The organism is Paraburkholderia graminis, assembly GCF_003330785.1.
Taxonomy (GTDB): domain Bacteria; phylum Pseudomonadota; class Gammaproteobacteria; order Burkholderiales; family Burkholderiaceae; genus Paraburkholderia; species Paraburkholderia graminis.
Genome location: NZ_CP024934.1, coordinates 2,588,576 through 2,615,072, shown reverse-complemented (window position 1 = coordinate 2,615,072; position 26,497 = coordinate 2,588,576). Strand labels below are relative to the sequence as shown.

General features: G+C 64.3%; 25 protein-coding genes. 21 read left to right on the top strand and 4 right to left on the bottom strand.

Annotated elements, in window-relative coordinates:
* Positions 1 to 206 precede the first annotated feature (206 nt).
* The 9 genes from CUJ91_RS11585 to ftsB all read left to right on the top strand — a co-directional run bounded on the left by CUJ91_RS11585 (position 207) and on the right by ftsB (position 11,713).
* Entirely contained in the window at positions 207 to 1,460 is a 1,254-nt protein-coding gene (locus CUJ91_RS11585) for a lipoprotein-releasing ABC transporter permease subunit (RefSeq protein ID WP_006051283.1), read from the top strand.
* Entirely contained in the window at positions 1,453 to 2,196 is a 744-nt protein-coding gene (lolD, locus tag CUJ91_RS11580; protein WP_029967476.1) for a lipoprotein-releasing ABC transporter ATP-binding protein LolD, read from the top strand. Before CUJ91_RS11585 ends, lolD begins: the two co-directional genes overlap by 8 nt.
* 157 nt (positions 2,197 to 2,353) lie before the next feature.
* The gene (locus CUJ91_RS11575) at positions 2,354 to 3,142 is read left to right on the top strand and encodes a TatD family hydrolase (RefSeq protein WP_029967474.1); all 789 of its coding nucleotides are present in this window, start codon (positions 2,354 to 2,356) and stop codon (positions 3,140 to 3,142) included.
* 134 nt (positions 3,143 to 3,276) lie between these two features.
* Positions 3,277 to 6,126, top strand: a complete 2,850-nt coding sequence (locus CUJ91_RS11570; RefSeq protein WP_114156233.1) for a ComEC/Rec2 family competence protein — start codon at positions 3,277 to 3,279, stop codon at positions 6,124 to 6,126.
* A gap of 227 nt (positions 6,127 to 6,353) precedes the next feature.
* Positions 6,354 to 7,157, top strand: a complete 804-nt coding sequence (locus CUJ91_RS11565) for an alpha/beta fold hydrolase (RefSeq protein ID WP_006051287.1) — start codon at positions 6,354 to 6,356, stop codon at positions 7,155 to 7,157.
* A gap of 121 nt (positions 7,158 to 7,278) precedes the next feature.
* On the top strand, positions 7,279 to 8,952 hold the full coding sequence (locus CUJ91_RS11560) for a CTP synthase (RefSeq protein WP_006051288.1): 1,674 nt from the start codon (positions 7,279 to 7,281) through the stop codon (positions 8,950 to 8,952).
* Complete coding sequence (gene kdsA, locus CUJ91_RS11555; RefSeq protein ID WP_029967470.1) at positions 8,949 to 9,803, top strand: 3-deoxy-8-phosphooctulonate synthase; 855 nt, start codon at positions 8,949 to 8,951, stop codon at positions 9,801 to 9,803. The genes CUJ91_RS11560 and kdsA overlap by 4 nt, the downstream gene beginning before the upstream one ends.
* 80 nt (positions 9,804 to 9,883) lie before the next feature.
* The gene (eno, locus tag CUJ91_RS11550) at positions 9,884 to 11,167 is read left to right on the top strand and encodes a phosphopyruvate hydratase (protein ID WP_053858435.1); all 1,284 of its coding nucleotides are present in this window, start codon (positions 9,884 to 9,886) and stop codon (positions 11,165 to 11,167) included.
* Between the two features lie 114 nt (positions 11,168 to 11,281).
* Positions 11,282 to 11,713 (top strand): cell division protein FtsB, encoded by a 432-nt coding sequence (ftsB, locus tag CUJ91_RS11545; RefSeq protein ID WP_006051291.1) that lies wholly within the window; start codon positions 11,282 to 11,284, stop codon positions 11,711 to 11,713.
* 118 nt (positions 11,714 to 11,831) lie between these two features.
* On the opposite strand, the gene CUJ91_RS11540 is transcribed toward ftsB, so the two are convergent.
* The 3 genes from CUJ91_RS11540 to CUJ91_RS11530 form a co-directional block, all read right to left on the bottom strand.
* Complete coding sequence (locus CUJ91_RS11540; RefSeq protein WP_029967468.1) at positions 11,832 to 12,218, bottom strand: hypothetical protein; 387 nt, start codon at positions 12,216 to 12,218, stop codon at positions 11,832 to 11,834.
* Between the two features lie 115 nt (positions 12,219 to 12,333).
* Complete coding sequence (hslO, locus tag CUJ91_RS11535) at positions 12,334 to 13,284, bottom strand: Hsp33 family molecular chaperone HslO (protein ID WP_006051293.1); 951 nt, start codon at positions 13,282 to 13,284, stop codon at positions 12,334 to 12,336.
* Between the two features lie 74 nt (positions 13,285 to 13,358).
* Positions 13,359 to 13,883: a gamma carbonic anhydrase family protein gene (locus tag CUJ91_RS11530; RefSeq protein WP_006051294.1), complete on the bottom strand. Its 525-nt coding sequence runs from the start codon at positions 13,881 to 13,883 to the stop codon at positions 13,359 to 13,361.
* Positions 13,884 to 14,286: 403 nt separating this feature from the next.
* On the opposite strand from CUJ91_RS11530, the gene CUJ91_RS11525 reads away from it, so the two are divergent.
* The 10 genes from CUJ91_RS11525 to CUJ91_RS11480 all read left to right on the top strand — a co-directional run bounded on the left by CUJ91_RS11525 (position 14,287) and on the right by CUJ91_RS11480 (position 23,513).
* Positions 14,287 to 15,219 carry a ferritin-like domain-containing protein gene (locus tag CUJ91_RS11525; protein WP_114156232.1) on the top strand — a complete coding sequence of 311 codons (933 nt, stop codon included), beginning with the start codon at positions 14,287 to 14,289 and terminating at the stop codon, positions 15,217 to 15,219.
* Positions 15,220 to 15,321: 102 nt separating this feature from the next.
* Entirely contained in the window at positions 15,322 to 16,206 is an 885-nt protein-coding gene (locus CUJ91_RS11520) for an alpha/beta fold hydrolase (RefSeq protein ID WP_029967461.1), read from the top strand.
* Positions 16,207 to 16,335: 129 nt separating this feature from the next.
* Positions 16,336 to 17,166: a 3',5'-nucleoside bisphosphate phosphatase gene (locus CUJ91_RS11515; protein ID WP_029967460.1), complete on the top strand. Its 831-nt coding sequence runs from the start codon at positions 16,336 to 16,338 to the stop codon at positions 17,164 to 17,166.
* 159 nt (positions 17,167 to 17,325) lie between these two features.
* The gene (locus CUJ91_RS11510; RefSeq protein ID WP_006051298.1) at positions 17,326 to 17,961 is read left to right on the top strand and encodes an L-threonylcarbamoyladenylate synthase; all 636 of its coding nucleotides are present in this window, start codon (positions 17,326 to 17,328) and stop codon (positions 17,959 to 17,961) included.
* Positions 17,962 to 18,008: 47 nt separating this feature from the next.
* Positions 18,009 to 18,671 (top strand): site-2 protease family protein, encoded by a 663-nt coding sequence (locus CUJ91_RS11505; RefSeq protein WP_006051299.1) that lies wholly within the window; start codon positions 18,009 to 18,011, stop codon positions 18,669 to 18,671.
* 6 nt (positions 18,672 to 18,677) lie between these two features.
* Positions 18,678 to 19,880: a tryptophan--tRNA ligase gene (locus CUJ91_RS11500; protein ID WP_006051300.1), complete on the top strand. Its 1,203-nt coding sequence runs from the start codon at positions 18,678 to 18,680 to the stop codon at positions 19,878 to 19,880.
* A 17-nt stretch (positions 19,881 to 19,897) separates the two neighbouring features.
* Positions 19,898 to 20,497 (top strand): class I SAM-dependent methyltransferase, encoded by a 600-nt coding sequence (locus CUJ91_RS11495; protein WP_107706565.1) that lies wholly within the window; start codon positions 19,898 to 19,900, stop codon positions 20,495 to 20,497.
* A 43-nt stretch (positions 20,498 to 20,540) separates the two neighbouring features.
* Entirely contained in the window at positions 20,541 to 21,467 is a 927-nt protein-coding gene (dapA, locus tag CUJ91_RS11490) for a 4-hydroxy-tetrahydrodipicolinate synthase (protein ID WP_006051302.1), read from the top strand.
* Positions 21,468 to 21,592: 125 nt separating this feature from the next.
* Positions 21,593 to 22,732, top strand: a complete 1,140-nt coding sequence (bamC, locus tag CUJ91_RS11485; RefSeq protein ID WP_107706566.1) for an outer membrane protein assembly factor BamC — start codon at positions 21,593 to 21,595, stop codon at positions 22,730 to 22,732.
* A gap of 7 nt (positions 22,733 to 22,739) precedes the next feature.
* The gene (locus CUJ91_RS11480; protein WP_107706567.1) at positions 22,740 to 23,513 is read left to right on the top strand and encodes an MBL fold metallo-hydrolase; all 774 of its coding nucleotides are present in this window, start codon (positions 22,740 to 22,742) and stop codon (positions 23,511 to 23,513) included.
* 154 nt (positions 23,514 to 23,667) lie between these two features.
* Here CUJ91_RS11480 and CUJ91_RS11475 read toward each other — a convergent pair whose 3' ends face one another.
* A complete protein-coding gene (locus CUJ91_RS11475) occupies positions 23,668 to 24,366 on the bottom strand; it encodes a Bax inhibitor-1/YccA family protein (protein ID WP_006051305.1) in 699 nt (232 codons plus the stop codon).
* 343 nt (positions 24,367 to 24,709) lie between these two features.
* On the opposite strand from CUJ91_RS11475, the gene ndk reads away from it, so the two are divergent.
* A complete protein-coding gene (gene ndk / locus CUJ91_RS11470) occupies positions 24,710 to 25,135 on the top strand; it encodes a nucleoside-diphosphate kinase (RefSeq protein ID WP_006051306.1) in 426 nt (141 codons plus the stop codon).
* A 158-nt stretch (positions 25,136 to 25,293) separates the two neighbouring features.
* Positions 25,294 to 26,445 (top strand): dual-specificity RNA methyltransferase RlmN, encoded by a 1,152-nt coding sequence (gene rlmN, locus CUJ91_RS11465; protein WP_029967454.1) that lies wholly within the window; start codon positions 25,294 to 25,296, stop codon positions 26,443 to 26,445.
* Positions 26,446 to 26,497 lie beyond the last annotated feature (52 nt).

Below are 26,497 nucleotides of genomic sequence, written 5' to 3'. Positions count from 1 at the left end.
ATGGGGTGGAGTCTGGCGCGGAGTTGCGCCGCCAGACCAGACTGGAACCATCCGCATTGCCGCGACACCAATGATCAGGACACTCGGGCCACGCAACCATGCGCAACCGCGGGCAATCGCAAGCAACCGCAGCCGCACGGCAGCGGCTGCCCCGGCGGCAAGAGTGGCCGAAGAACGGTGGCCGAAGAACGCAGAAAAGGACTCGCTTGAAATTTCCCTATGAATGGCAGATCGGCTGGCGCTACACGCGCGCCGGCAAACGCACGACCGGCAACGGTTTTATCTCCTTTATCGCGCTCGTGTCGATGTCGGGCATCGCGCTCGGCGTGGCCGCGCTGATCGTCGTGCTGTCCGTGATGAACGGCTTCCAGAAAGAAGTGCGCGACCGGATGCTGTCGGTGCTCGCGCACGTCGAAATTTTCTCGCCGACCGGGTCGATGCCCAACTGGCAACTGACCGCTCAGGAAGCGCGCCAGAACAAGGAAGTGATCGGCGCCGCGCCCTATGTCGAAGCGCAGGCGCTGCTCACACGCCAGGACGCCGTGAGCGGCGTCGCGCTGCGCGGCATCGAACCGGCGCTCGAGCCGCAGGTCTCGGACATCGGCAAGGAAATGAAAGGCGGCAAGCTGACGGACCTCGTGCCGGGCGAATTCGGCATCGTGCTGGGCGCGGATCTCGCGACCAACCTGGGCGTCGCCGTCAACGACAAGATCACCCTCGTCGCGCCCGAAGGCACCATCACGCCTGCCGGCATGCTGCCGCGCCTGAAGCAGTTCACCGTGGTGGGCATCTTCGAGTCCGGGCATTACGAGTACGACAGCACGCTGGCGCTCATCAACATCAAGGACGCGCAGGCGCTGTTCCGGCTGCCCGCGCCGACCGGCGTGCGGCTGCGCCTCGCCGACATGCAGCGGGCGCCCGAAGTCGCGCATCAGCTCGCGCGGAGCCTCTCCGGCGACCTGTATATCCGCGACTGGACCCAGCAGAACAAGACCTGGTTCTCGGCGGTGCAGATCGAAAAACGCATGATGTTCATCATCCTCACGCTGATCATTGCGGTGGCGGCGTTCAATCTGGTGTCGTCGCTGGTGATGACGGTGACCAACAAGCAGGCCGACATCGCAATCTTGCGCACGCTCGGCGCGCAGCCGCGTTCGATCATGAAGATTTTCGTCGTGCAGGGCGTCACGATCGGCTTTATCGGCACGGCGACCGGCGTTGCGCTCGGTTGCCTGATCGCGTGGAGCATTCCGTGGCTCGTGCCGATGATCGAGCATGCGTTCGGCGTGCAGTTCCTGCCGCCGTCGGTGTATTTCATCAGCGAGTTGCCGTCCGAGCTGATTCCCGCCGACGTCGCGCGCATCGGCATCATTGCATTCCTGATGTCGGCCGTGGCCACGCTTTACCCGAGCTGGCGCGGCGCCAAAGTCCGTCCCGCGGAGGCGCTGCGCTATGAATGACCGTTCCGCAACTTTACCCATGACCGCTCAGGAAACGACGCCGCATCCCTACGTGCTGGAAGCGACCGGCATTTCGAAGTCGTTCGTGCAGGGCGGTCTGAATGTCCAGGTGCTGAACAACACGCAGTTGAGCGTGCGGCGCGGCGAGAAACTCGCGATTGTCGGCGCGTCCGGTTCAGGCAAAAGCACGCTGCTGCATGTGCTCGGCGGTCTCGACGATCCGAGCGCGGGCCACGTCTCGGTGATGGGCAAGCCGTTCACGAAACTCTCCGAGCGCGAGCGCAACGACCTGCGCAATCGCGCGCTCGGCTTCGTGTATCAGTTTCATCATTTGCTGCCGGAATTTTCCGCGCTCGACAACGTCGCGATGCCGCTGCGAATTCGCCGCATGACAACCGAAGCGTCGCGGCGTGAGGCGCTCGCGGTGCTGGAGCGCGTCGGCATGGCGCATCGCGCGAAACATCGGCCGGGCGAACTGTCGGGCGGCGAGCGTCAGCGTGTGGCGATCGCGCGGGCGCTGGTCACGAAACCGGCGTGCGTTCTCGCCGATGAACCGACGGGCAACCTCGACGGCGGCACCGCGGATACCGTCTTCAACCTGATGCTGGAACTGTCGCGAACGCTCGAAACGAGCTTCGTGATCGTCACGCACGATCCGGAACTCGCGGGCCGGTGCGACCGCATCATGCGGCTGCGCGACGGCGTTCTATACGAAGAGCCGCCCGTGCCGGTGTGACGGCGAGGCGGGGCGGGGCGGTGCGGTGCGGAGTTGGGTTGTGGCGGACGGGTTTGCCAGGTTCGCTTAGTTCCAGTCAGCGCCGCGTTCCGTTTAAAGCGTTCTGTTGCTCTGCGGCTCATTTGCTCACTCAGTTGCTCAGCTAGCGAGGCAAGTCATGTGGATCGATACGCACTGCCATCTCGACGCTTCCGAATTCGACGCCGATCGCGAGCACGTCGCGACGGCGGCGCGAGGCGCGGGCGTCGGGCGTATCGTGATTCCCGCCATCGGCCGGCAGAACTTCGCGACCGTGCGCGAACTGGCGCATCGCTTCGAAGGCGGCGCATACGCGCTCGGGATTCATCCGCTCTTCACGCCCTCCGCGCAGGACGGCGACCTCGAACTGCTGCGCGCGGAAATCGAGGCGAGTCTCGACGATCCGCGCTTTGTCGGCATCGGCGAGATCGGTCTGGACTATTTCGTCGACGGCCTCGACGACGCCCGGCAGCAATTCTTCTACAACGGCCAGCTTGAGATCGCGCGGGAATTCGATCTGCCGGTGATCTGCCATGTGCGCAAATCGCAGGACCAGGTGATCAAGGGACTGCGCCGGCACCAGATTCATCGCGGCATCGCGCATGCGTTCAACGGCAGCTTCCAGCAGGCGCAGGCCTACATCGATCAGGGGATGCATCTCGGCTTCGGCGGCAATCTGACGTTCGAGCGCGCGCGGCAGATTCGGCGCCTCGCCGAACAGTTGCCGTTCGACGCGCTCGTGGTCGAGACCGACGCGCCCGACATTCCACCCTCCTGGATCTACAAACAGCGCAACTCGCCCGAGCAGATTCCAGGCATCGGCGCGGGGCTCGCGCAATTGCGCGGCATGGCCGTCGACGAGACCGCCCTAGGCACAACGGCTAACGCGCTCGCCGCGCTGCCGCGGCTCGCACTTTCCTCTGCATAATCGAAGCGATTGATTCGAGTGGTTCGTGAGTGGTTCGCGCCGGGCGAGACACACGTCCCGGCATGCCTGTGCGTTGCGCCGCGCGGTGAGCGGGTGTTCGTTGTTTCGTCCGGTGGATGGCGGGCGGAGGGCGGATGCGTGCATGGTGGTGTGGGTTTGCGTTGGGTGTGATCTGGCTGCAGCAGCAGGCTGAGTTGCCGGGTTGGAGAGGCGGGTGCTTGCTGGTGTCGTTGGCCTGTGCGGCGTCGGCTGTTGCGATTTGGGGGTTGCGTCGGCGGGCGGAGATTCAGTCGGACGGGCACAGCGCGGTCGCACACTGGACCTTGCGGCGCTGGCGTTCTTTCGCGGGTTGGTGCGCGGTCTGTTGTGTGGCCTGGGGCGCGGGCTTCGGCTATGCCGCGTGGCGTGCCGACGTGCGGCTCGCGGCAAGCTTGCCGCCCGCGTGGGAAGGCCGCGACATCGACGTGACCGGCAGCATCAAAGGCTTGCCTGCGCGCGACGATAACGGCGCGCGTTTTCTGTTCGATGTCGAGTCGGTGGACTCACACGAAGCGGGACCGCTGCCGCCGACGCCGGTCATCTTTCCTCGCGTCATTCAACTTGCATGGATCGCGGACGAAGCGCCGCCGCCGCTTCAGCCCGGCGCGCGCTGGCGTTTGCGCGTGCGTCTGAAACGGCCGCACGGCAATGCGAACTTCGGTCTGCGCGACGCGGAAGCTGCGCTGCTCGCGCGCAATGTGCGCGCCACCGGCTACGTCAGCGCGGCGGCGCAGGCGGTGCGGTTGCGGCCAGACGCGCGCGGTGTCGGCGTGACCGTGGACCGCTGGCGCGCGGCGCTGCGGGCACGAATCGACGCGGTGCTTGGCAGCGCGCCGCATCGCGGCATCGTCGTCGCGTTGGCGATCGGCGCACAGGACGAGATCAGCGACGCCGATTGGCAACTGATGCGCGCCACCGGCACCAGTCATCTCGTGGCGATTTCGGGCTTGCATATCGGCTTTGCCGCGGGGATCGCCGCCTGGCTCGCGGGCGCTTTCTGGCGGCGCTCGGGATGGATCGGCCGCAACTGGCCGTTGTGGCTTCCCGCGCAAATCGTCGCGGTGACGGGCGGCGCGCTGTTTGCCGCGCTGCACGCGGCGCTGGCCGGTTTCAACGTGCCCGTGCAACGCGCGTTGTGGATGGCAAGCGTCGTCGCGCTCGCCTACGTAAGCGGGCGCAACGTGCCGCGCTCGGCCGTGCTCGCGTGGGCCCTCGGGCTCGTGGTGCTGATCGATCCGTGGGCAGTGGTGTCGGCGGGATTCTGGCTGTCCTTTTGCGCGGTGGCGGCGATTCTTTTTGCGACGTCAGGGCGGCCGCGGGTGTGGGACCGTGAGCAGCATTTTGATGAGATCGACGACGATGGCGTTGCGGCGGGCGGGGTGTTGGCGGCGTCGTCGCGGGCATCGGGTTTGTGGCGGTCGTTGCGCTTTCCCCGCTTTCGCACTGCCGCTGCACGGCGCATTCGCGCGTTCGGCGAGCGGCTCCATGGCGCCGCCCATGTCCAGTTCGCTGTCACACTCGCGCTCGCGCCGTTGACCGTCTACTGGTTCGCGCAGATTCCGCTGATCGGGCCGCTCGCGAATGCGTTCGCGATTCCGTGGGTGAGCGTGTTGGTCACGCCGTCGGTGCTGGCCGGCGTCGTGTTGCCCGCGCCGCTCGATGCCTACGCGTGGCGCATCGCGCATGCGTTGCTCGATGTGATGATCGCGGGATTGCAACGGCTGTCCGGGCCGCGTTGGGTGCTCTGGTGGCTGCCGCAGCCGAATGCATGGACGCTCGCCGCCGCCGCGGCCGGCGTGCTCTGGTGTCTTGCGCCGCGCGGCTGGCCGTTGCGCTGGGCCGCGCCGCTGACTTGGCTGCCGCTTGTCGTGCCCGCGCCGTCCGGGCCGCCGCACGGCAGCTTCCGGCTGACCGCGCTCGATGTGGGGCAGGGCACGTCGGTGCTCGTCGAGACCGCGCATCACGCGCTGCTGTTCGATGCCGGACCAGGGCCCGAATCGACGCATGCCGGCGAGCGGGTAGTGGTGCCGTATTTGCGAGCGCATGGCGTGAATGCGCTCGATACATTGATCATCAGCCATGCCGATTCCGATCATTCGGGCGGCGCGCCGGCCGTGCTGGATGCCATCGAGGTTCGTCAGATGGTCGCCGCGCTCGCGCCTGCCAACGCGCTATGGACGAACGCGCGGCAACGCGGCGCAGACACATGGCCGTGCGCGGCGGGTCAGCGCTGGCAGTGGGATGGCGTCGAGTTCGCGATGCTCTGGCCCGACCCTGGGCCGCTGCAAGGCAAACCGAACGCGCACTGCTGCGTGCTGCGCGTGAGCACGTTGCCACTGGCGGTTGCGTCTGAATTGGGTGGTGCCGTGCGCAGCGCTGCGGAGAGTGCGGGCGTGGATGGCACGGGTGATACGGATAGCTCGGTGCGCAGCGCACCGACCAGCGCATCAAACACAGCACCGACCGGCGCATCGACCAACGCACCGACCGGCGCATCGACCAACGCATCGAACAGCGCACCGACCGCGGGACCAACCCCCCAACCCCAAGCCACGCCCCTCGCCGCGCTCCTAACCGCAGACATCGAGGCCCCGTCCGAACGCGTGCTGCTTTCGCGCGATCGCGAGATGCTTCGCGCTGAGGTGCTCGTGGTCCCACATCATGGCAGCAAGACCTCATCCACTGAACCGTTCCTCGATTCTATCGACCCGCTCATCGCGCTATTTCAGGTAGGCTATCGCAACCGGTTTCATCATCCCAGTGCGGGCGTGCTGGCGCGCTATTCGGCGCGGCACATCGAGTTGGGCAGGAGCGATTCGGACGGCGCGGTGCGCGTGCTTGTCGATCCGTATTTCGCCGCGCGCGAGGCCCCGCATGCGCCAGACGCCGCGCTCACGGTCGAGCGTTATCGCGACACGCAGCGGCGCTACTGGATGGATCGATGAATGCTCGCTCAACGTTCGCTCGACGTTCGCAGATCGTGACAGCGGACATCGGCGCATCGCAAAAGGAGAGGCTGAAAATAGGCAGTTCCGCCACACAGCCAGACAGTCACACAGCCAGACAACAAGCGCCGCCACGAGCGCACCCGCGAACACTGCGGCATACCTTCGAGATGCCGCACCGCTTCACCCGCCGCGCGAAAACGAAAACAGAACGGAGATAACCGCAGTTGAAAAACATCATTCATTTTTCGCACGCGAACGGCTTTCCGGCCTCGACTTACCGGACGATTTTCGCCGAACTCTCCGACGACTACGACGTGCGCTACATCGAACGCATCGCACACGATCCGCGCTTTCCGGTGACGCAGGATTGGCCGCATCTCGTCGAGCAATTGATCGACGACATCGGCCGCACGTATGAGCAGCCTGTGTGGCTCGTCGGCCATTCGCTTGGCGGTTATCTGTCGCTCATGGCCGCGCTGAAAAAGCCGCAGTGGGTGAGAGGCGTCGTGATGCTCGATTCGCCGGTGGTCGCCGGCTGGCGCAGCAGCATCCTGCGCGTGTCGCAATTCACCGGGCTCGACGAGCGGCTGTCGCCCGCGGCCGCGACCCGCACGCGCCGCACGCACTGGGCGAGCCGCGACGAGGCATGGCGGCATTTCCATTCGAAGCCCGCGTTCGCGCGTTGGGACGAGCGCATGCTGTCCGACTACATCGAGTTCGGCATTCCGCAGGTCTCGCACGACGGCTCGCGCAGTCTCGCGTTCGATCGGCGCATCGAATATCAGATCTACCGGACCTTGCCGCACACGCTCGGTGCGCGGCTCGCGCGCGGCGCGCCGGTGCCGGTGGGTTTCATCGGCGGCACGCGCTCGAAGGAAGTCCGTCAGGTCGGCTTGAGCGCGACGCGCCGGGCGACGGGCGGGCACATCGAATGGATCGAGGGCAGCCATCTGTTTCCGATGGAAAAGCCGATCGAAACCGCGCGTGCCGTGCAGCGGATGTTGCGCGAACTGAGCGAGCGCGGCTGAGGCGGCGCGCGTCGATCGCCGTGGCTCGCGCGGCGCATCGGCCTGCCGCGGGCGCTCGCATTTTGCTGGGGTTGAGACCCTGCTTTACGGTATAATCCGTTTTTCCCGCGAGCATCCAGCGATGACCAAATATGTTTTCGTCACCGGCGGCGTAGTATCTTCCCTCGGCAAGGGTATTGCCGCCGCTTCCCTCGCCGCGATCCTCGAATCGCGCGGTCTCAAAGTCACTCTTCTCAAGCTCGATCCCTACATCAACGTCGACCCCGGCACGATGAGCCCGTTTCAACACGGCGAAGTGTTCGTGACGGAAGACGGAGCGGAAACCGACCTCGACCTCGGCCACTATGAGCGCTTCATCAGCACGAAGATGCGCAAGGCCAATAACTTCACCACGGGCCAGATTTACGAATCGGTGATCCGCAAGGAACGCCGCGGCGATTATCTCGGCAAGACGGTGCAGGTCATTCCGCACATCACGAATGAAATCCAGGCGTTCATCGAGCGTGGGGCAGCTTCCGCTACCTGCGGCGAACCGGACGTCGCGATCGTCGAAGTCGGCGGCACGGTCGGCGACATCGAATCGCTGCCGTTCCTCGAAGCCGCGCGTCAGATGAGCCTGCGCATGGGCCGTAACAGCGCGTGCTTCGTGCACCTCACGCTGGTGCCCTGGGTCGCCACCGCCGGCGAACTGAAGACCAAGCCCACGCAACACAGCGTGCAGAAGCTGCGCGAAATTGGTATCTCGCCGCACGTGCTGCTGTGCCGCGCCGACCGCCGCATTCCGGACGACGAGCGCGCGAAAATCTCCATGTTCTCGAACGTGCCGGAAGACGCCGTTATTTCGGTGTGGGACGCAGACAGCATCTACAAGATTCCGCAGATGCTGCACGACCAGGGTCTCGACGCGATCATCTGCGAAGAATTGAAGCTCACGCCGAAGCCCGCCGATCTGTCGATGTGGGCCGAACTCGTCGAGAAGCTGCAGAATCCGAAGCACGAAGTCACGATCGGCATGGTCGGCAAGTATGTCGATCTGACGGAGTCGTACAAGTCGCTGATCGAAGCGCTGCGTCATGCATCCATGCATACGTCCACGCGCGTGAACATCGAGTACATCGATTCGGAAGAGATCGAGACGCAGGGCGTCGAAAGTCTCAAGCATCTGGACGCCGTGCTCGTGCCTGGCGGCTTCGGCCGTCGCGGCACCGAAGGCAAGATCGCCGCGATCCGCTATGCGCGTGAAGCGAAGGTGCCGTATCTCGGCATCTGTCTCGGCATGCAACTGGCCGTGATCGAATTCGCACGCGACGTGGTCGCGCTGAAAGACGCGAACAGCACCGAGTTCGATCAGGAAACGCCGAACCGCGTGGTCGCGCTGATCACCGAGTGGTACGACCGCGAAGGCCGCGTCGAAAAGCGCACGGAAGAATCCGACCTCGGCGGCACGATGCGCCTCGGTTCGCAACGCTGCCCGATCAAGCCCGGCACGATGGCCGAAGAGATCTACGGCAAGGACGTGAACGAGCGTCATCGTCACCGTTATGAAGTCAATAACCGCTTCGTGCCCCAGCTCGAAGCCGGTGGTCTTATCATCAGCGCCCGTACCCCGAGTGAAGATCTGCCGGAAATGATGGAACTGCCGCGCAGCATGCACCCGTGGTTCGTCGGCGTGCAGTTCCACCCGGAATTCACGTCCACGCCGCGCGACGGCCATCCGCTGTTCAAGTCGTTCGTCGAAGCCGCGCTCGCGCATCAGCAGTCGCGCGTCGCGAGCGAAGTCGGGGAGAAAGCATGAAACTGGGCGATTTCGAAATCGGGCTCGACAAGCCGTTTTTCCTGATCGCGGGCACGTGTGTCGTCGAATCGGAGCAAATGACGATCGACACCGCGGGCCGCCTGAAGGAAATCTGCGCGAAGCTGAACATTCCGTTCATCTACAAATCGTCGTACGACAAGGCCAATCGCAGCAGCGGCAAGTCGTTTCGCGGTCTCGGCATGGACGAAGGTTTGCGCATCCTGTCGGAAGTGAAGCGTCAACTCGGCTTGCCGGTGCTGACCGACGTTCACGCGGAGCACGAAATCGAGCAGGTCGCATCAGTGGTAGACGTGCTGCAAACGCCGGCTTTCCTGTGCCGTCAAACCGACTTCATTCACGCGTGCGCGCGTTCGGGCAAACCGGTCAACATCAAGAAAGGCCAGTTTCTCGCGCCGCACGACATGAAGAACGTGATCGACAAGGCGCGCGACGCGGCGCGTGAGGCGGGTCTTTCCGAAGACCGTTTCATGGCATGCGAGCGCGGCGTGTCGTTCGGTTATAACAACCTCGTGTCGGACATGCGGTCGCTCGCGATCATGCGCGAAACCAACGCGCCGATCGTGTTCGACGCCACGCATTCGGTGCAGTTGCCGGGCGGGCAGGGCACGAGCTCGGGCGGTCAGCGCGAATTCGTGCCGGTGCTCGCGCGTGCGGCCGTGGCGGTCGGCGTCGCCGGTCTCTTCATGGAAACGCACCCGAATCCGGCAGAAGCGAAGTCGGATGGTCCGAACGCGGTGCCGCTCCATCGCATGGCCGATCTGCTCGAGACGCTCGTCACGCTCGATCAGGCCGTCAAGCGCACGCCGTTCCTCGAAAGCGATTTCAACTGATTCACGCGTTCGCCGCGTGCCGGCTTGCATATCGACACCGTGTCGCTGTAAAGAATTCATCGTCATTTCTTGAGGAAACCATGAGTGCTATCGTAGATATCATCGGTCGAGAGATTCTCGATTCGCGAGGCAACCCCACCGTCGAATGCGACGTACTGCTCGAGTCGGGCACGATGGGCCGCGCCGCGGTGCCGTCGGGCGCGTCCACCGGTTCGCGCGAAGCAATCGAGTTGCGCGACGGCGAAACCGGCCGCTACGGCGGCAAGGGTGTGCTGAAGGCTGTCGAGCACATCAACACCGAAATCTCCGAAGCGATCATGGGCCTCGACGCTTCCGAGCAGGCTTTCCTCGACAAGACGCTGCTGGAACTCGACGGCACGGACAACAAGTCGCGCCTCGGCGCGAACGCGATGCTGGCTGTTTCGATGGCCGTCGCGAAGGCCGCCGCTGAAGAAGCCGGCCTGCCGCTCTACCGCTACTTCGGCGGCTCGGGCGCGATGCAACTGCCGGTGCCGATGATGAACATCGTCAACGGCGGCGCGCACGCGAACAACAGCCTGGACATCCAGGAATTCATGATCGTGCCGGTCAGCCAGCCGACCTTCCGCGAAGCACTGCGCTGCGGCGCCGAAGTGTTCCACGCGCTGAAGAAGATTCTGTCGGACCGCGGCATGAGCACGGCAGTGGGCGACGAAGGCGGCTTCGCGCCGAACTTCGGCAGCAACGACGAATGCCTGTCGACCATCCTGCAAGCTATCGAGAAAGCCGGCTACCGCGCCGGTGAAGACGTGCTGCTCGCGCTCGACTGCGCAGCGAGCGAGTTCTACCACGACGGCAAATACCAGTTGGCCGGCGAAGGCCTGCAACTGTCGTCGGCGGAATTTGCCGACTATCTCGCGACGCTGGCCGACAAGTTCCCGATCGTGTCGATTGAAGACGGCATGCACGAAGGCGATTGGGAAGGCTGGAAGCTGCTGACCGAAAAGCTCGGCAAGAAGATTCAGCTCGTCGGCGACGATCTGTTCGTCACCAACACGCGCATCCTGAAGGAAGGCATCGAGAAGGGCATCGCGAACTCGATCCTCATCAAGATCAACCAGATCGGCACGCTGACCGAAACGTTCGCCGCAATCGAGATGGCGAAGCGCGCGGGCTATACGGCTGTCATCTCGCATCGCTCGGGTGAGACGGAAGACTCGACGATCGCGGACATCGCCGTCGGCCTGAACGCCGGCCAGATCAAGACGGGTTCGCTGTCGCGTTCGGACCGCATCTCGAAGTACAACCAGTTGCTGCGTATCGAAGAAGACCTCGGTGATATCGCCAGCTATCCGGGCAAGTCGGCGTTCTACAATCTGCGCTAATGGTTGTGAGTGGACTTTTTAGCGCTGACCGATGAGCCGGTTCTTCCTCGTGTCTGATTGACCTCGCCGCCCTGCGTAAAGCGCAGGGCGGCGCGTATTTATTGTGCTTACTTCATGCGGCTCGTCACTGCTGTACTGATCGTTCTGCTGGCGTTGATCCAGTACCCGCTGTGGTGGGGCCACGGCGGGTGGTTGCGCGTCCACGAACTGCAGCAACAGCTCGCGCAGCAGATACAAAAGAACGCCGACGCGAAGCTGCGCAACGAGCGTATTCAAGGCGAGGTGCAGGATCTGCAGAACGGCACGGCTGCCGTCGAAGAGCGCGCCCGCTACGAGATGGGCATGGTCAAGGACGGCGAAGTGTTCGTGCAGTTCGTGTCGCCGAATGCGCCGTTGCCGACGGCGAACGCGCCGTCGACTAGTGCGTCGACACGCGGCGAGGTGTCGGCCGCGCCGCTGCATGTGGTGCCGAATCCGGAGTCGCGCGCGAAGCCCGAGCGTAAGCACGGCAGCAAGGCGGCGAAAGAGAAGAAGCCCGCGCACTGACTAGGGCGTCGAGAGGTAGACAAAAAAGGCGCGGTCTGTGAACCGCGCCTTTTTGCATTTTGGGCCGCACATTCGGCGACCGGAACGACGGCTCTGCGGCATCGCACCTGCCACTGGATCACCAGCCCCAGTACGACCCATAGCCGATGCCGACGCCGGTGCCCCAGCCGTGTCCCCATCCACCGCCGTAGTAGCTGCCGTACACGCTGACGGGCACACGCGGGCTGTAATAACGCGACCACGCTTGCGCGGCGTTTTCGGCGGCGATGGCCTGGTTCTGCTCGGCCATGACCTGCCGGTCGATTGCGTCGTAACGCTCGCGCTCGGCCGGCGTCAGCGGTTGTGCGGTGCTGGCCATGCCCGACTGGTCGGCGGGCAGCCGGCTATAAATGGGCGAGGGACCCGGCGGGTCCATCATGCAACCGGTCAATGCGGTGAGGCCGGCGAGCGCCGTCAACACGGCGAGCGTGCGCGCGGGACGCGGCAATGAAGTGGGAATGCTCATGTTGAATCTCGATCGGTCGATACGTCAGCGCAGCCTAAGCGGACATTGAGCAGACACAAAGCGGACGCTCTGCGGACACTAAACGAACCCGCAAAGCGCCCACCCGCCGACCGCTTCAATGCCGTTGTTCAGCGGCCGGCGTCACACCTTGTGAGAGTGCGTTGGCGAAAAAAAGTTGCGCCACGTCGACGGGGTCGAACTCGTACCGCTGATTGCAGAACTCGCAATGAATCTCGACGTGGCCGCGCTCGGCGATCACGCCGTCAACTTCGTCGCGACCCAGCATCTTCAGCATCGAACCGACTTTTTCGCGCGAGCAGGTGCATTCGAAACGCGCGCTGGCCGGCTCGAAATGCTGGACGTTCTCCTGCCAGAAGAGGCGCCGGAACACCGTCTCGGGTTCTTCCTTCAGCAGTTCGTCTTGCGACAGCGTGCCGCCAAGCGTGCAGACGCGCTCCCATGTATCCGCGTCCAGTTCGCCGGGATGCGGGACGATGCCGCCGTCACCGGGAAGCTTTTGCAGCAGCATGCCGACCGCGCGCTCCGAATTGGCCGCGAGCCACAGGCGCGTGTCGAGCTGCTCGGAGTGATGCATGTAGTGTTCGAGCACTTCGGCCATCGACTCGAGCGGCCCGTTTTCGCCCGACAGCGGCACGATGCTCTGATACGGCTGCTGCCCCGGCTTCTTGTCGCGCGGATCGAGCGTGATCACGCAGCGGCCGTGACCGCTTGCGTTGAGCAATTCGATCATCGACGTCGTCTCGCCGATCACGCTGTCTTCGTCGCCGGAAAGTTTGGCGGTGGCGCGCATCGACAGGTCGGAGCTGCATTGAACCACCAGCATCTTGACCGGGCCGTCGCCGAAAATCTGCATGATCAGCGTGCCGTCGAACTTCAGATTCGCGGACAGCAGCGCGCACGCGGCCATCATTTCGCCGAGAATCGTCCGCACGGGCGCCGGATACTGGCGGCGCGTCAGCACTTCCTGCCATGTATTACGCAGCGAAACGATTTCGCCGCGCACCGGCGCCGCGCTGAACATGAATTTTTGCAACTGGTCGCTCACAACTTTTCCTCTGTCGAATGGCGCGGCACGGCGAGATGCCCTGCACACGCCGTGCGCGCCGCGCGCCCGGCCGGTTAGCCGATACGCACGAGCTGCGCCTTGAAATACTCGCGGCGCTCGGCGTAACTCGCCGTGCCGCGCTGCATGTTGGCGATGTCCGCGTCGGTCAGTTCGCGCACCACTTTCGCGGGCGCGCCGAGAATCAGCGAATTGTCGGGAAACACTTTGCCTTCAGTCACGATGGCGCCCGCTCCGACCAGACAGTTGCGGCCGATTACCGCGCCATTCAAGACCACCGCCTGAATTCCGATCAGCGCGCCTTCCTTGATCGTGCAGCCATGCAGCATGACCTGATGCCCGATTGTCACGTTGGCCTCGATGGTCAGCGGAAAGCCCGGATCCGTGTGCAGCACCGCGTTTTCCTGGATGTTGCTGCCCGCGCCGAGCGTGATCGGCTCGTTGTCGCCGCGCAGCGTCGCGCCGAACCAGACGCTCGAATTTTCCTCCAGCGTCACGTTCCCGATGATGGTCGCGGAATCCGCGACGAACACGCTTTCGTGGATGTTCGGTGCGGCGTCGCCAAGCTTGTAAATGGTCACGTTGTCTCCTCGTGGATCGGTCGGATCGGTCGCCGGGCGTGCGGACGGCTCGCGGCGTGTCGGGTTTGACGGCTTTTCGTTGGCTGCTGCGAGGCGCTTTGGGCTCTCGCGAGCGTCGAATCGAGTATTGTAAACGGTTGTGTGGTTCGGCCGCTTCGTGCGATATGCGGGGTGGTGGGCGCGGTTTGGTGGGTCTGGCGGGTTGCTGTTGCATGGTGTTGCAGCGTGCGGACACAAGCGGCCAGTGCGGCCATGCCGTCAGACCTGCAAGCGGCGGTAGCCACTGCGCTTGTGACCCGACCGACGCCAGCTCCGTTCGCTGTTTGCCCGCGACAGGCGCGCGCTGCCCTTAAACGTCCGTCGACCTCCGTCGCTCTCACTTCCCTCTACCGATCACGCTGCCATGATGTCCGCCGCTTCGTCCGCTTCGTCCGCTTCGTCCGCTTCGTCCGCTTCGTCCGCTTCGTCCGCTTCGTCCGTTCAGTCCGCGTCTGACATGGGCGACGACGCGCTTTGCGCGCGCACAGCGGCGCTTGCCGCGCTGCGCGAACCCGATCCGGCGACCAAGGCAAACGCCGCGCGCGCGCTCTACGCAGCGGTGCTCGACGGCAGCCTGCCGTGTATCGCCAATATCACACTCGACGAACCGCCGGAATTGCCCGGCCGGCCCGCGCGTCCGGAACTCGTCGAGCCGCGCAAGCTCGGGCGGCGCAGCATGCAATCGCCTCAAGGTCGCTCGGTATTGCTGCACGCGCTCGCCCACATCGAATTCAACGCGATCAACCTGGCGCTCGACGCCGTGTGGCGCTTCGCCGGCATGCCCGCCGCTTTCTACACCGACTGGCTGAAAGTCGCCGCCGAAGAGGCGTACCACTTCTCGCTACTGTCCGCGCGGCTCGCGGACTACGGCCATGCGTACGGCGACTTTCCCGCGCACGACGGCCTGTGGGACATGTGCGAGCGCACCCGTGGCGACGTGCTCGCGCGCATGGCGCTCGTGCCGCGCACGCTCGAAGCACGCGGCCTCGATGCGTCGCCGCCGATCCGCGCGCGTCTGCAGCAGGCGGGCGACGACGCTTCGGCGTCGATTCTCGACGTGATTCTGCGCGACGAAATCGGCCACGTGCTGATCGGCAATCGCTGGTTTCGTCATTTGTGCGACGAAGGCGGGCTGGACCCGCACACGACCTACACGCGCCTCGCCGACCAGTATCACGCGCCGAAATTGCGTGGTCCGTTCAATTTCGAGGCGCGCCGCGATGCAGGTTTCGACGACGCGGAACTCGCCGAACTGGCGGCGCTGGCGGGCCTCGACGTGGACGATCCGCAAAAGTAGGGCGTCTCCACGCGACTGAGTTAGTCCGCACTCGGGCGCCGCCCATCGTCGGCCTATCTCGTTATAATCGAACGATCATTCTTTTTTGGCGGGCATCCGACCATGAATACTTCCCGCTCCGAGTTCGTCGCCGTCCGAGGCATCCGTCTGCATGTGCGGCGCTGGGGCCATCCCGACGCGCCGATGCTGTTCATGCTGCACGGCTGGATGGACGTCGCCGCGTCGTTCCAGTTCGTCGTGGATGCGCTCGGCGGCGACTGGCAGGTCATCGCGCCGGACATGCGCGGCTTTGGCCTGTCCGACTGGCCGGTGGCGCAAAGCGGCGGCGGCCACTACTGGTTCCACGATTACCTCGCCGATCTCGACGCGCTGCTCGACCACTACGCGCCGACCGGCCAGGTAAATCTCGTCGGGCATAGCCTCGGCGCGAACGTCGTCTGCCTGTATGCGGGCGCGCGCCCCGAGCGCGTGCGGCGGGTGGTCGATCTGGAAGGCTTCGGACTCGCGCCCGCGCACCCGGCGCAAGCCCCGAAGCGTCTGCAGAACTGGCTCGACGAGTCGCGCGATCCGCCGCAACTCAAGCGCTACGCGTCGCTTGACGAGGTCGCCGGGCGCCTCATCAAGACGAATCCGCGGCTCGCCCCGGCCCGCGCGGAGTTCCTCGCGAAGCACTGGTCGAAGCCCGACGGCGAAGGGCGTTTCATGCTGCTCGCCGACCCGGCGCACAAACTGCGCGGCCCGACGCTGTACCGGCTCGACGAGGTCATGGCCGTCTGGCGCAAGGTGAGCGCGAAAGTGCTGCATGTCGAAGCCGCCAATTCGCCGACGCTCGCGACACTGGCCGGCGAGATTCCGCTCGACGAATTCAAGGCGCGTTTCCAGGCATTTGCCGACTGGCGCGAGAAGTTCATCGACGAAGCGGGGCACATGGTGCACCACGACCAGCCCGAACAGGTGGCGGCGCTGATCGAGGGATTCTGCGCGTAGCGCGGGGAAGGGGGCACAGCGCCGGCGCGAGCGTCGCAGCGAAGCCGCCGGAGCAATCGCCTACGAGATTTGCTCTGCGTCCACTTACTGCGTTGCAGTAAAATGGCTGCAAACCTTCTCCAGACGATGATGAACGCCGACCTCCACTGTCACTCCACCGTTTCCGACGGCCAGTTCGCGCCGGCCGATGTCGCGCGCCGTGCGCATGCGGGGGGCGTGACCTTGTGGGCGCTGACCGATCACGACGAACTCGGCGGCCAGCAGGAAGCGCGTGAAGCCGCCGCGGAACTGGGCATGAGCTATCTGAGCGGCGTGGAAATTTCGGTGACGTGGGCGGCGCGTACCGTTCACATTGTCGGGCTCGGCATCGACCCGACCAGCTCGGTGCTGATCGACGGCCTCGCGCGCACGCGCAACGGCCGCGCGGCGCGCGCCGAGGCAATCGGCGAGCAACTGGCCACGCTCGGCATTCCCGACGCGTATCAAGGCGCGCTCAAGTACGTGTCGAACCCGGACATGATCTCGCGTACGCATTTCGCGCGCTTCCTCGTCGAAAGCGGCTACGCCGCGTCCACGCAAGACGTATTCAACCGCTATCTCGGCGACGGCAAACCCGGCTATGTGGCGCACCGCTGGTCGAAACTGGCCGACGCGGTCGGCTGGATCAAGGCGGCCGGCGGCGAGGCAATCGTTGCCCATCCGGGCCGTTACGCGTACTCGCCGACCGAATTCGACGCGTTTTTCGCCGAATTCATCGACCTCGGCGGCAAGGCAATTGAAGTCGTCACGGGCAGCCACACGCCCGATCAATACCGCGAATACGCCGACGTCGCGCGCCGCTTCGGGTTCGAGGCGTCGCGCGGGTCGGATTTTCATGCGCCGGGCGAGGGGCGTGTCGAACTGGGCACGCTGCCGCCGCTTCCTTCCGATCTCAAGCCCGTCTGGGAACGCTGGCTGTGAACGCGCGCCGTGCCGACGCGGCACGTCGTGTGCGAGCCAGGGGTCTGGCGCGCTCGCGTTCCCGCTCGTCAAGTCCGCGTTTGCTTCGCACGGTCCACGGTCGTTTTGCCTTGAGCCGCGCTATAAACCGTTGTTTCTCCGTCGCCATCGTTAGCCGCCATGTCCCAATACTTCCGGCTTCATCCCGATAACCCGCAGCCGCGCCTCGTGAAGCAGGCCGTGCAGATCATCAACGACGGCGGCGTGGTCGCATTGCCGACCGACTCGAGCTACGCGCTCGCGTGCCATCTCGACGACAAGGACGCCGTGGAGCGCCTGCGCCGGATTCGCGGCCTCGACGAGAAGCAGTTGCTGTCGCTGCTGGTGCGCGATCTGTCGGAACTCGCGAACTTCGCGATGGTGGACAACCGTCAGTACCGGCTGATCAAATCGGTGACGCCGGGGCCTTATGTGTTCGTGCTTCAGGCCACGAAAGAAGTGCCGCGGCGGCTCTCGCATCCGTCGCGCAAGACGATCGGCCTGCGCGTGCCGGACCATGCGATCACGCTCGCGATTCTCGGCGAACTTGGCCAGCCGCTGCTCGGCTCGACGCTGATTCTGCCGGGCGAAACGGCGCCGCTCAACGAGCCCGAGGAAATCCGCGCGCGGCTTGAAAAACAACTGGATCTCGTGATCGACGGCGGGGCTTGCGTGTGCGAGCCGTCCACGGTGATCGATCTGACCGGCGACGAGCCGGTGCTGGTGCGGGCAGGGCGCGGTTCTCTCGCGCCATTCGGTCTCGAAGAGACGGCATGAGCGAAAGCGGACAGACGCACGCAATCGCATTGTTACAATAGCGAGTTATGGATTCTTCCCTGATACAAACCATCGCGGTCTACGCGTTGCCGGTGATCTTCGCCATCACGCTGCACGAGGCCGCGCATGGTTACGTCGCGCGCTGGCTCGGCGACAATACGGCCTACGTGCTCGGCCGCGTTTCGATCAATCCGATGCGGCACATCGACCCGCTCGGCACGATCGCCATTCCGTTGCTGCTGTACTTCGCCACGAGCGGCGCGTTCATGTTCGGCTATGCGAAGCCGGTGCCGGTCGCGTTCGGCAATCTGCGCAATCCGCGCTGGGGCAGCCTGTGGGTCGCGGCCGCCGGGCCGGGATGCAACTTCGTCCAGGCGCTGATCTGGGGCCTGTTCGGCGTGGCGCTCGCCGTGATGGCCGTCGACGAACCGTTCTTCACGCGCATGGCGGGCGCGGGCGTCGGCGTGAATCTGGTGCTCGGCGTGCTGAATCTGTTCCCGCTGCCGCCGCTCGACGGCGGCCGCGTGCTGATGGCGCTGTTGCCGCCGCGCCAGGCCATCGCGCTGTCGCGCCTCGAACCGTATGGCTTTTTTATCGTCATGGCGCTGGTCATGACGGGCACGCTGACGCGCTACTGGTTGAGCCCGCTCGTCGCGCTCGGCTACAGCGGCATCACCGCAATCCTGACTCCACTTGTTTCGCTTTTCTAAATAATCATGTTCCCAGACCGTATCTTCTCCGGCATGCGGCCCACCGGGTCGCTGCACCTCGGCCACTATCACGGCGTGCTGAAAAACTGGGTGCGGCTGCAGTCCGAATACCCGTGCTTCTTCGCTGTCGTCGACTGGCACGCGCTGACGACCCACTACGAAACGCCCGAGGTCATCGAGAAAAACGTCTGGGAGGTGCTGATCGACTGGCTCGCCTCCGGTATCGACCCGGCGCAGGCCACGCTGTTCATCCAGAGCCGCGTGCCCGAGCATGCGGAGCTATCGCTGCTGCTCGGCATGAGTACGCCGCTGGGCTGGCTCGAACGCGTGCCGACCTACAAGGAGCAGCAGGAAAAGCTGAAGGACAAGGATCTGTCCACGTACGGCTTTCTCGGCTATCCGGTGCTGATGGCGGCGGACATTCTGCTGTATCGCGCGTCGCTCGTGCCGGTCGGCGAAGACCAGGTGCCGCACGTCGAAATGACGCGTGAAATCGCGCGGCGTTTTAACTATCTGTACGGCCGCGAGGCGGATTTCGAGGACAAGGCGAACGAAGCCGCGAAGAAGCTCGGCGGCAAGCGCGCGAAGCTGTATCACGAACTGCGCAACGCCTATCAGCAGGAAGGCGACGACGAGGCGCTCGAGCAGGCGCGCGCGATGTTGCAGGAATCGCAAAGTCTGTCGATGAGCGACCGCGAGCGCCTGTTCGGCTATCTCGAAGGCTCGCGCAAGATCATTCTGGTCGAGCCGCAGGCCATGCTGACCGAAGCGTCGCGCATGCCGGGTCTCGACGGCCAGAAGATGTCGAAGTCGTACGGCAACACGATCGGTCTGCGCGAAGATGCCGAGACCATCACGAAGAAAGTGCGCACCATGCCGACCGATCCGGCGCGCGTGCGCCGCACCGATCCGGGCGATCCGGACAAGTGCCCGGTGTGGCAGTTGCACCAGGTCTACACGGACGAAACCACCCACCAGTGGGTCCAGAAGGGCTGCCGGTCGGCGGGTATTGGCTGTCTCGAATGCAAGCAGCCGGTGATCGAAGGCATCTTGCGCGAGCAGCAGCCGATGCTCGAGCGCGCGCAGAAGTACATGGACGACCCGTCGCTGTTGCGCGCGATCGTCGCCGACGGCTGCGACAAGGCGCGCCGCTTCGCCACGGAAACGATGCGCGACGTGCGCGAGGCGATGGGTCTGTCGTACAACTGACGAGCGGCGCGCACGTCATGAGCACGCCGGCCGCAGCCATGCATGGATTGGGCGAGCCGTCGCGCTGGGTGCGTCATTGGGCGCATCTGGTCGCGGCGGGCGGCGCGGTGCTCGACGTCGCTTCGGGTGCGGGGCGGCATGCGCGCTTTTTTGCGTCGCTGGGGCATCCCGTCACCGCGATCGACCGCGACGCGGCCGCGCTCGATGCGCTCGCCGACGAACCGCTCGTCACACGTATCCTGGCCGACATCGAAGGCGCTCCGTGGCCGTTGCGCACGGACGAGAAGTTCGCGGCGGTCGTCGTCACCAACTATCTGCATCGGCCGCTTTTCGGCCAACTGGTTTCGTCGCTCGCGCCCGGCGGCGTACTGGTTTACGAGACCTTCGCGCAAGGAAACGAAACGGTCGGCAAGCCCTCTAACCCCGCGTTCCTGCTCGCGCCTGGCGAGCTGCTCGAGGTCGTGCGCGGGCACTTGCGGGTGGTCGCGTTTCAGGACGGTTTTCTCGCGCAGCCACGCCCGGCTTACGTCCAGCGCATCTGCGCCATTCTCGAGGCGGACCGCTCAGACAACCCCGCGCAGGCGGCGCCCCCGCCTTGTTACGAGTTGGCTGGCTAATCCGCTACAATCGCGGTTTACCTGATCAAATTCATGGCGTTTCATGACTAACGGCACACACTCGGGCAACACCGCCGGCAACGACGGCGTTCAGATTCGCGGCAGCATTCCTGCCATCATCACCCCGATGCTCGAAGACGGCAGCCTCGACCTGCCGGCGTTTCGCAAACTGATCGACTGGCATATCGCCGAGGGCACGAATGCGCTCGTGGTGGTCGGTACGAGCGGCGAATCGGCCACGCTTTCCGTCGAGGAACATGTGCTGATGGTCAAGACCGCGGTCGAGCACACGGCGGGCCGGATTCCGGTGATTGCGGGCTCGGGCGGCAATTCCACGACCGAAGCCATCGAGCTCACGCGCGAGGCAAAAGAAGTCGGCGCAAACGCGACGCTGCAGGTCGTGCCGTACTACAACAAGCCGACGCAGGAAGGCATCTACCGTCATTTCGTGAAGATCGCCGAAACGGTCGATCTGCCGGTGATCCTGTACAACGTGCCGGGCCGCACGGTCGCGGACATGAGCAACGAGACCATTCTGCGTTGCGCGCAGGTGCCGGGCATCATCGGTGTGAAGGAAGCGACCGGCAATATCGATCGCGCCGCGCATCTGATCAAGTCGGCGCCGGCGCACTTCGGTATTTACAGCGGTGACGACCCGACCGCCATCGCGTTGATGCTGCTCGGCGGCCACGGCAATATCTCAGTGACGGCCAACGTCGCGCCGCGCGCCATGAGCGAGCTTTGCAAGGCCGCACTTGCGGCGGACGCGAAGACCGCGCGCGAAATTCATCTGAAGCTCTTGTCGCTGCATAAGAACCTGTTCATCGAATCGAATCCGATTCCGGCGAAATGGGCACTGCAGCAATTGGGTCGTGTGCAGGGCGGCATCCGCCTGCCGCTCACGCCGCTCGACGCGCAATACCACGAAGTGGTGCGCGGCGCGTTGCGCGAAGCGGGCCTGCTCGGCTAACCGGGCGGCCTGTCATACCCGTCAGCGCTCGCCCAGCCACCGGCATTTCCTTAACCGACGTCGATCCAGCCCACGTTCCCGGCACCCAGAACCAGGCACCGCGTTCCAGCATCACGAAGGACCTCATGAAACGTTCCGCACTTTCCCTCCACGCAACCCGCATGGCGGCGCTGACGCTTGCCCTGGTGACGCTCGCCGGCTGTGACACCCTGAACGACTGGTTCGCTTCCGATCGTGTGAATTACAAGGCTGCGGGCAGCGCGCCGCCGCTCGCCATTCCCGGCGACCTGACCACCACCGGCACTGATCAGCGTTACGTTGCACCGCCGGCCAATCTGGCGTTGGGCGGCGCGAGCAAGCGCGCGGTCACGGCGGCCGGCAATTCGACCGAAGGCCAGCCGACCGCGCAAGACCCGTACGGCATGCACATCGAGCGCGACGGCGACCGTCGCTGGCTGGTGGTGAACGGCCGCTCGCCGGAACAACTGTGGCCGCAGCTGCAGGAGTTCTGGCAGGAAAACGGCTTCGCACTGAAGACCGACGCGCCGGCCACCGGCATCATGGTGACCGACTGGGCGGAAAACCGCGCCAACATTCCGGACGACTGGTTCCGCCGCACGGTGGGCAAAGTGATCGACTTCGCCTATTCGTCGGGCACGCGGGACAGTTTCCGTACGCTCGTGTCGCGCGGTCCTTCCGATACCACGGACATTTCCGTCACGCATAGCGCGATGGAAGAAGTGCTGACGGGGCAGGACAAGACGTCGTCGCGTTGGGAAGAGCGTCCGCGCGACCCGGCGCTCGAAGCGCTGTTCCTGACCAAGCTGATGCAGAAATTCGGTCTCACCGAAAAGCAGTCGAAGCAATTGCTGACGGAAGCGCGTCCGGCCACGGCTCCCGCCACGCTTGACAAGAGCGCGGGCGCGTCGACGCTCGACCTGCAGGAATCGTTCGACCGTGCGTGGCTGCGCGTGGGCCTGGCGCTCGACCGCACCAACTTCACGGTCGACAACCGCGATCGCGAGAAGGGCATCTACTACGTGCGCTACGCCGATTCGATGCAGGAACTGAAGAAGGAAGGGCTGCTCGGCAAGCTGTTTTACAGCGGCACTTCGACGAAGAAGCCTGGTCAGCAGTTCCTCGTCAACGTGCGCCCGAAGGGTGACGCCGTGACGCAGGTCGCGGTGCTGGACACGAACGGCCAGATCGACAATTCGTCCGACGCGCAGCGCCTCGTGACGCTCCTGCACGCACAGCTGAACTGAACAGGCCGTGCGGTTCGCAAGTCTTGGCAGCGGCAGTGAAGGCAACGCGTTGCTGGTGGAGGCGCAAAGCGGCGTAACCACCACGCGCGTGCTGCTCGATTGCGGCTTCTCGGCGAAAGAAGTCGAGCGGCGCCTGAACCGGCTCGGTTCGAGCGCCGAAGCGCTCGACGCCGTTCTGATCACACACGAACACAGCGACCACATTGGCAGCGCGTTGACGCTCGCGCGCAAGTGGTCGATTCCGCTCTACATGAGCTGGGGCACGGCCCGCGCGGTCGGTGCCGACGAAGCCGACGTCGATCTGCAAGTGCTGTGGGGCGACGAGGCCGTGGCGATCGGCGACCTGAGCGTTCTTCCCTACACCGTTCCTCACGACGCCCGCGAGCCGTTGCAATACGTGTTCTCGAATGGCGCGAGCCGTCTTGGCGTGCTGACTGACGTCGGCACGTCCACGCCTCATATCAGCACTGTGTTGAGCGGCTGCGACGCGCTGGTGCTCGAATGCAATCACGACGTACGCATGCTGGCCGGCAGCCGCTATCCGCAATCGCTGAAGGCGCGGATCGGCGGCAATCACGGGCATTTGAACAACGACGCGGCGGGCGAAATTCTGGCTTCGCTCGATCGCTCGCGTCTGCGCCATCTGGTCGCCGCGCATTTGAGTCAGCAGAACAATCTGCCGGAACTCGCGCAGGCCGCGATGGCGAGCGTGCTCGGCGCCGCGGCGACCGAGGTGGTGGTCGCGTCGCAGACGGATGGATTCGAGTGGCTCAGCTTGTGATGCGCGAGTAGGTCCGGGGCCGCGGCGGTTTGTCGCCGGGGCGCATCGTCATCGCACGCGTAAAAAAAGCCCATAACGAGCGATCGTTATGGGCTTTTCACGATTTCCACCAGGCCGGCGCGTTGAGCGCCGCCGAGGTGCGAGGTGTGAAACCTTAGTTGCGGTTGCCGCCGAAAATGCCGAGCAGCGCCAGCAGGTTCACGAACACGTTGTACAGGTCGAGATAGATCGCGAGCGCCGCGGTGATGTAGTTCGTCTCGCCGCCGTTCACGACGCGCTGCACGTCGAACAGCATGTACGCCGAGAAAATCACGATCGCCATGACGGACACCGTGAGCATCAGCGCCGGCAGGTGCAGGAACACGTTCGCGACCGACGCCAGCAGCAGCACGATCACGCCCATGAAGAGCCACTTGCCGAGACCGGAGAAGTCGCGCTTGCTCACGGTCGCGATGGTCGCCATGGACGCGAAGATCACACCAGTGCCACCAAAGGCGAGCATGATCAGCGACGGGCCGTTGGAGAAGCCCAGCACGAAGCCCAGAATGCGCGACAGCATTAGGCCCATGAAGAACGTGAAGCCCAGCAGCACGAACACGCCCGCGGAGCTATTTTTTGTTTTCTCGATCGCGAACATGAAGCCGAAGGCGATCGCGAAGAACGCCAGCAGGCTCATGGCGGGACTGGTGGCGGCGAACAGCGAAAAACCGGTGGCGAGACCCACCCACGCGCCGAGCACTGTCGGAATCATGGACAGCGCCAGCAGCCAGTAGGTGTTTCGTAGCACCCGGTTACGCGTTTCGACCGTGCTGACCGCGCCAGTGCGGCCAAAGCTATACGGATGATCGTTCATGGTCTCTCCTTACGTCAGAAGCGTGTTGCGTGATGTTGTCAGCGGATTGTCCAGCGTTCTTGCCCGGTGGTGCCCGTTGTTGCCATATGCCGCCGCGCCGGACGCTGTTCGCCGCCCGCCGCAAACTACCCGATCATAAGATCGGTGCAATGGCCCGGAGTTTCAATGCGTTCATGCTGCGAAAAGTGCGTTGAAAGTCCCACACGGCCTACGCTACCAGCATTCACAAACTCCTGCTTGGAGTCTTTCAATGCTGTAAGGGTTCAATCGCAATCATACATGGGAACATGCTACAATAGCGGATTCATTTGAATCTGTAACCTCTTAATTTTTTGGAGTTTTTATGGCGATCGAACGCACCCTGTCCATTATCAAGCCGGACGCAGTGGCCAAGAACGTGATCGGCCAGATCTACAGCCGTTTCGAAAACGCCGGCCTGAAGATCGTGGCTTCGCGCATGGTCCATCTGTCGCGCGCCGACGCTGAGAAGTTCTACGCTGTGCACGCCGCACGCCCGTTCTTCAAGGACCTGGTTGAATTCATGATCTCCGGCCCGGTGGTCGTCCAAGTGCTGGAAGGCGAAAACGCCGTCCTGAAGCATCGCGATCTGATGGGTGCAACGGACCCGAAGAAGGCCGAAAAGGGCACGATCCGCGCCGACTTCGCCGACAGCATCGACGCGAACGCAGTGCACGGTTCGGACGCCGCTGAAACGGCTGCAGTTGAAATCGCGTTCTTCTTCCCGCAAGTGAACGTGTACTCGCGCTAATGCTGAATTGCCCCGGCGGCCGGTGCAGTCAATGCGTTTATTCACACCAATCGCCGGGCAAAGTAGTAAGGTAAAAGCAGCAGGATGGGCGCGAACGGTTTTGCGTTCATGCAGCTTGTTGCATGAACCAGTCTCGCACTGAAATGGCAGGAATCGATATGACGAGCAGTTCCACCGTCAACCTTCTCGACCTCGACGCCCAAGGGCTCGTCGCTTACTGCGACAGCCTGGGCGAGAAGCCGTTTCGCGCCAAACAATTGCAGCGCTGGATCCACCAGTACAACGCTGCGGACTTCGACGGCATGACCGATCTGGCGAAGTCCTTGCGCGAAAAGCTCAAGGGGCGCGCCACGATCTCGATGCCGGGCATCGTCAGCGACCATATTTCTACCGACGGCACACGCAAGTGGCTGATCGACGTCGGCAACAGCAACGCGGTCGAAACCGTTTTCATCCCGGAAGAAACGCGCGGCACGCTTTGCGTGTCGTCGCAGGCGGGGTGCGCGGTGAACTGCCGTTTCTGCTCGACCGGCAAGCAAGGTTTCTCGCGCAATCTGACCACCGGTGAAATCATCGGCCAGTTGCGCATGGCCGAGTTCGCGCTGCGCGCGTCGCTCGGCGCGGCCGGCGGCCGCGCCGTGGGCGGCGAAGGCAAGGGCGAGCGCGTCGTCACGAACGTCGTGATGATGGGCATGGGCGAGCCGCTTCTGAACTACGACGCAGTTGTACCCGCCATGCGCCTGATGCTCGACGACAACGCCTACGGCCTGTCGCGCCGGCGCGTCACGCTGTCGACCTCGGGCGTCGTACCCATGATGGACCGGCTGGGCGCCGATCTGCCTGTTGCGCTGGCGGTATCGCTGCATGCGCCGAGCGATCCGCTGCGCGACATGCTGGTGCCGCTCAACAAAAAATACCCGCTGCGCGAATTGATGGCGGCTTGCCAGCGCTATCTGAAAGTCGCGCCGCGCGATTTCATTACCTTCGAATATTGCATGCTGGACGGCGTGAACGACAGCGAAGCGCAAGCGCGCGAGCTGCTCGCGCTCACACGCGACGTCCCGTGCAAGTTCAATCTGATTCCGTTCAATCCGTTCCCCGAATCGGGCCTGGTGCGCTCGAAGTCGGAACAGATCAAGCGGTTTGCACAGGTGTTGATGGACGCGGGCGTCGTCACCACCGTGCGCAAAACACGCGGCGATGATATCGACGCTGCCTGCGGTCAGTTGGCGGGTGCGGTGAAAGACCGCACGCGTCTCGCTGAGCGCACCGGGAAGGCAGCGAAGATCATCGAGGTTCGCGCCGTCTAGCAGGAAGGGGCGGGGGGCTGCGAAGATTCGGCGCAAGCGCCGGAGAATGCGC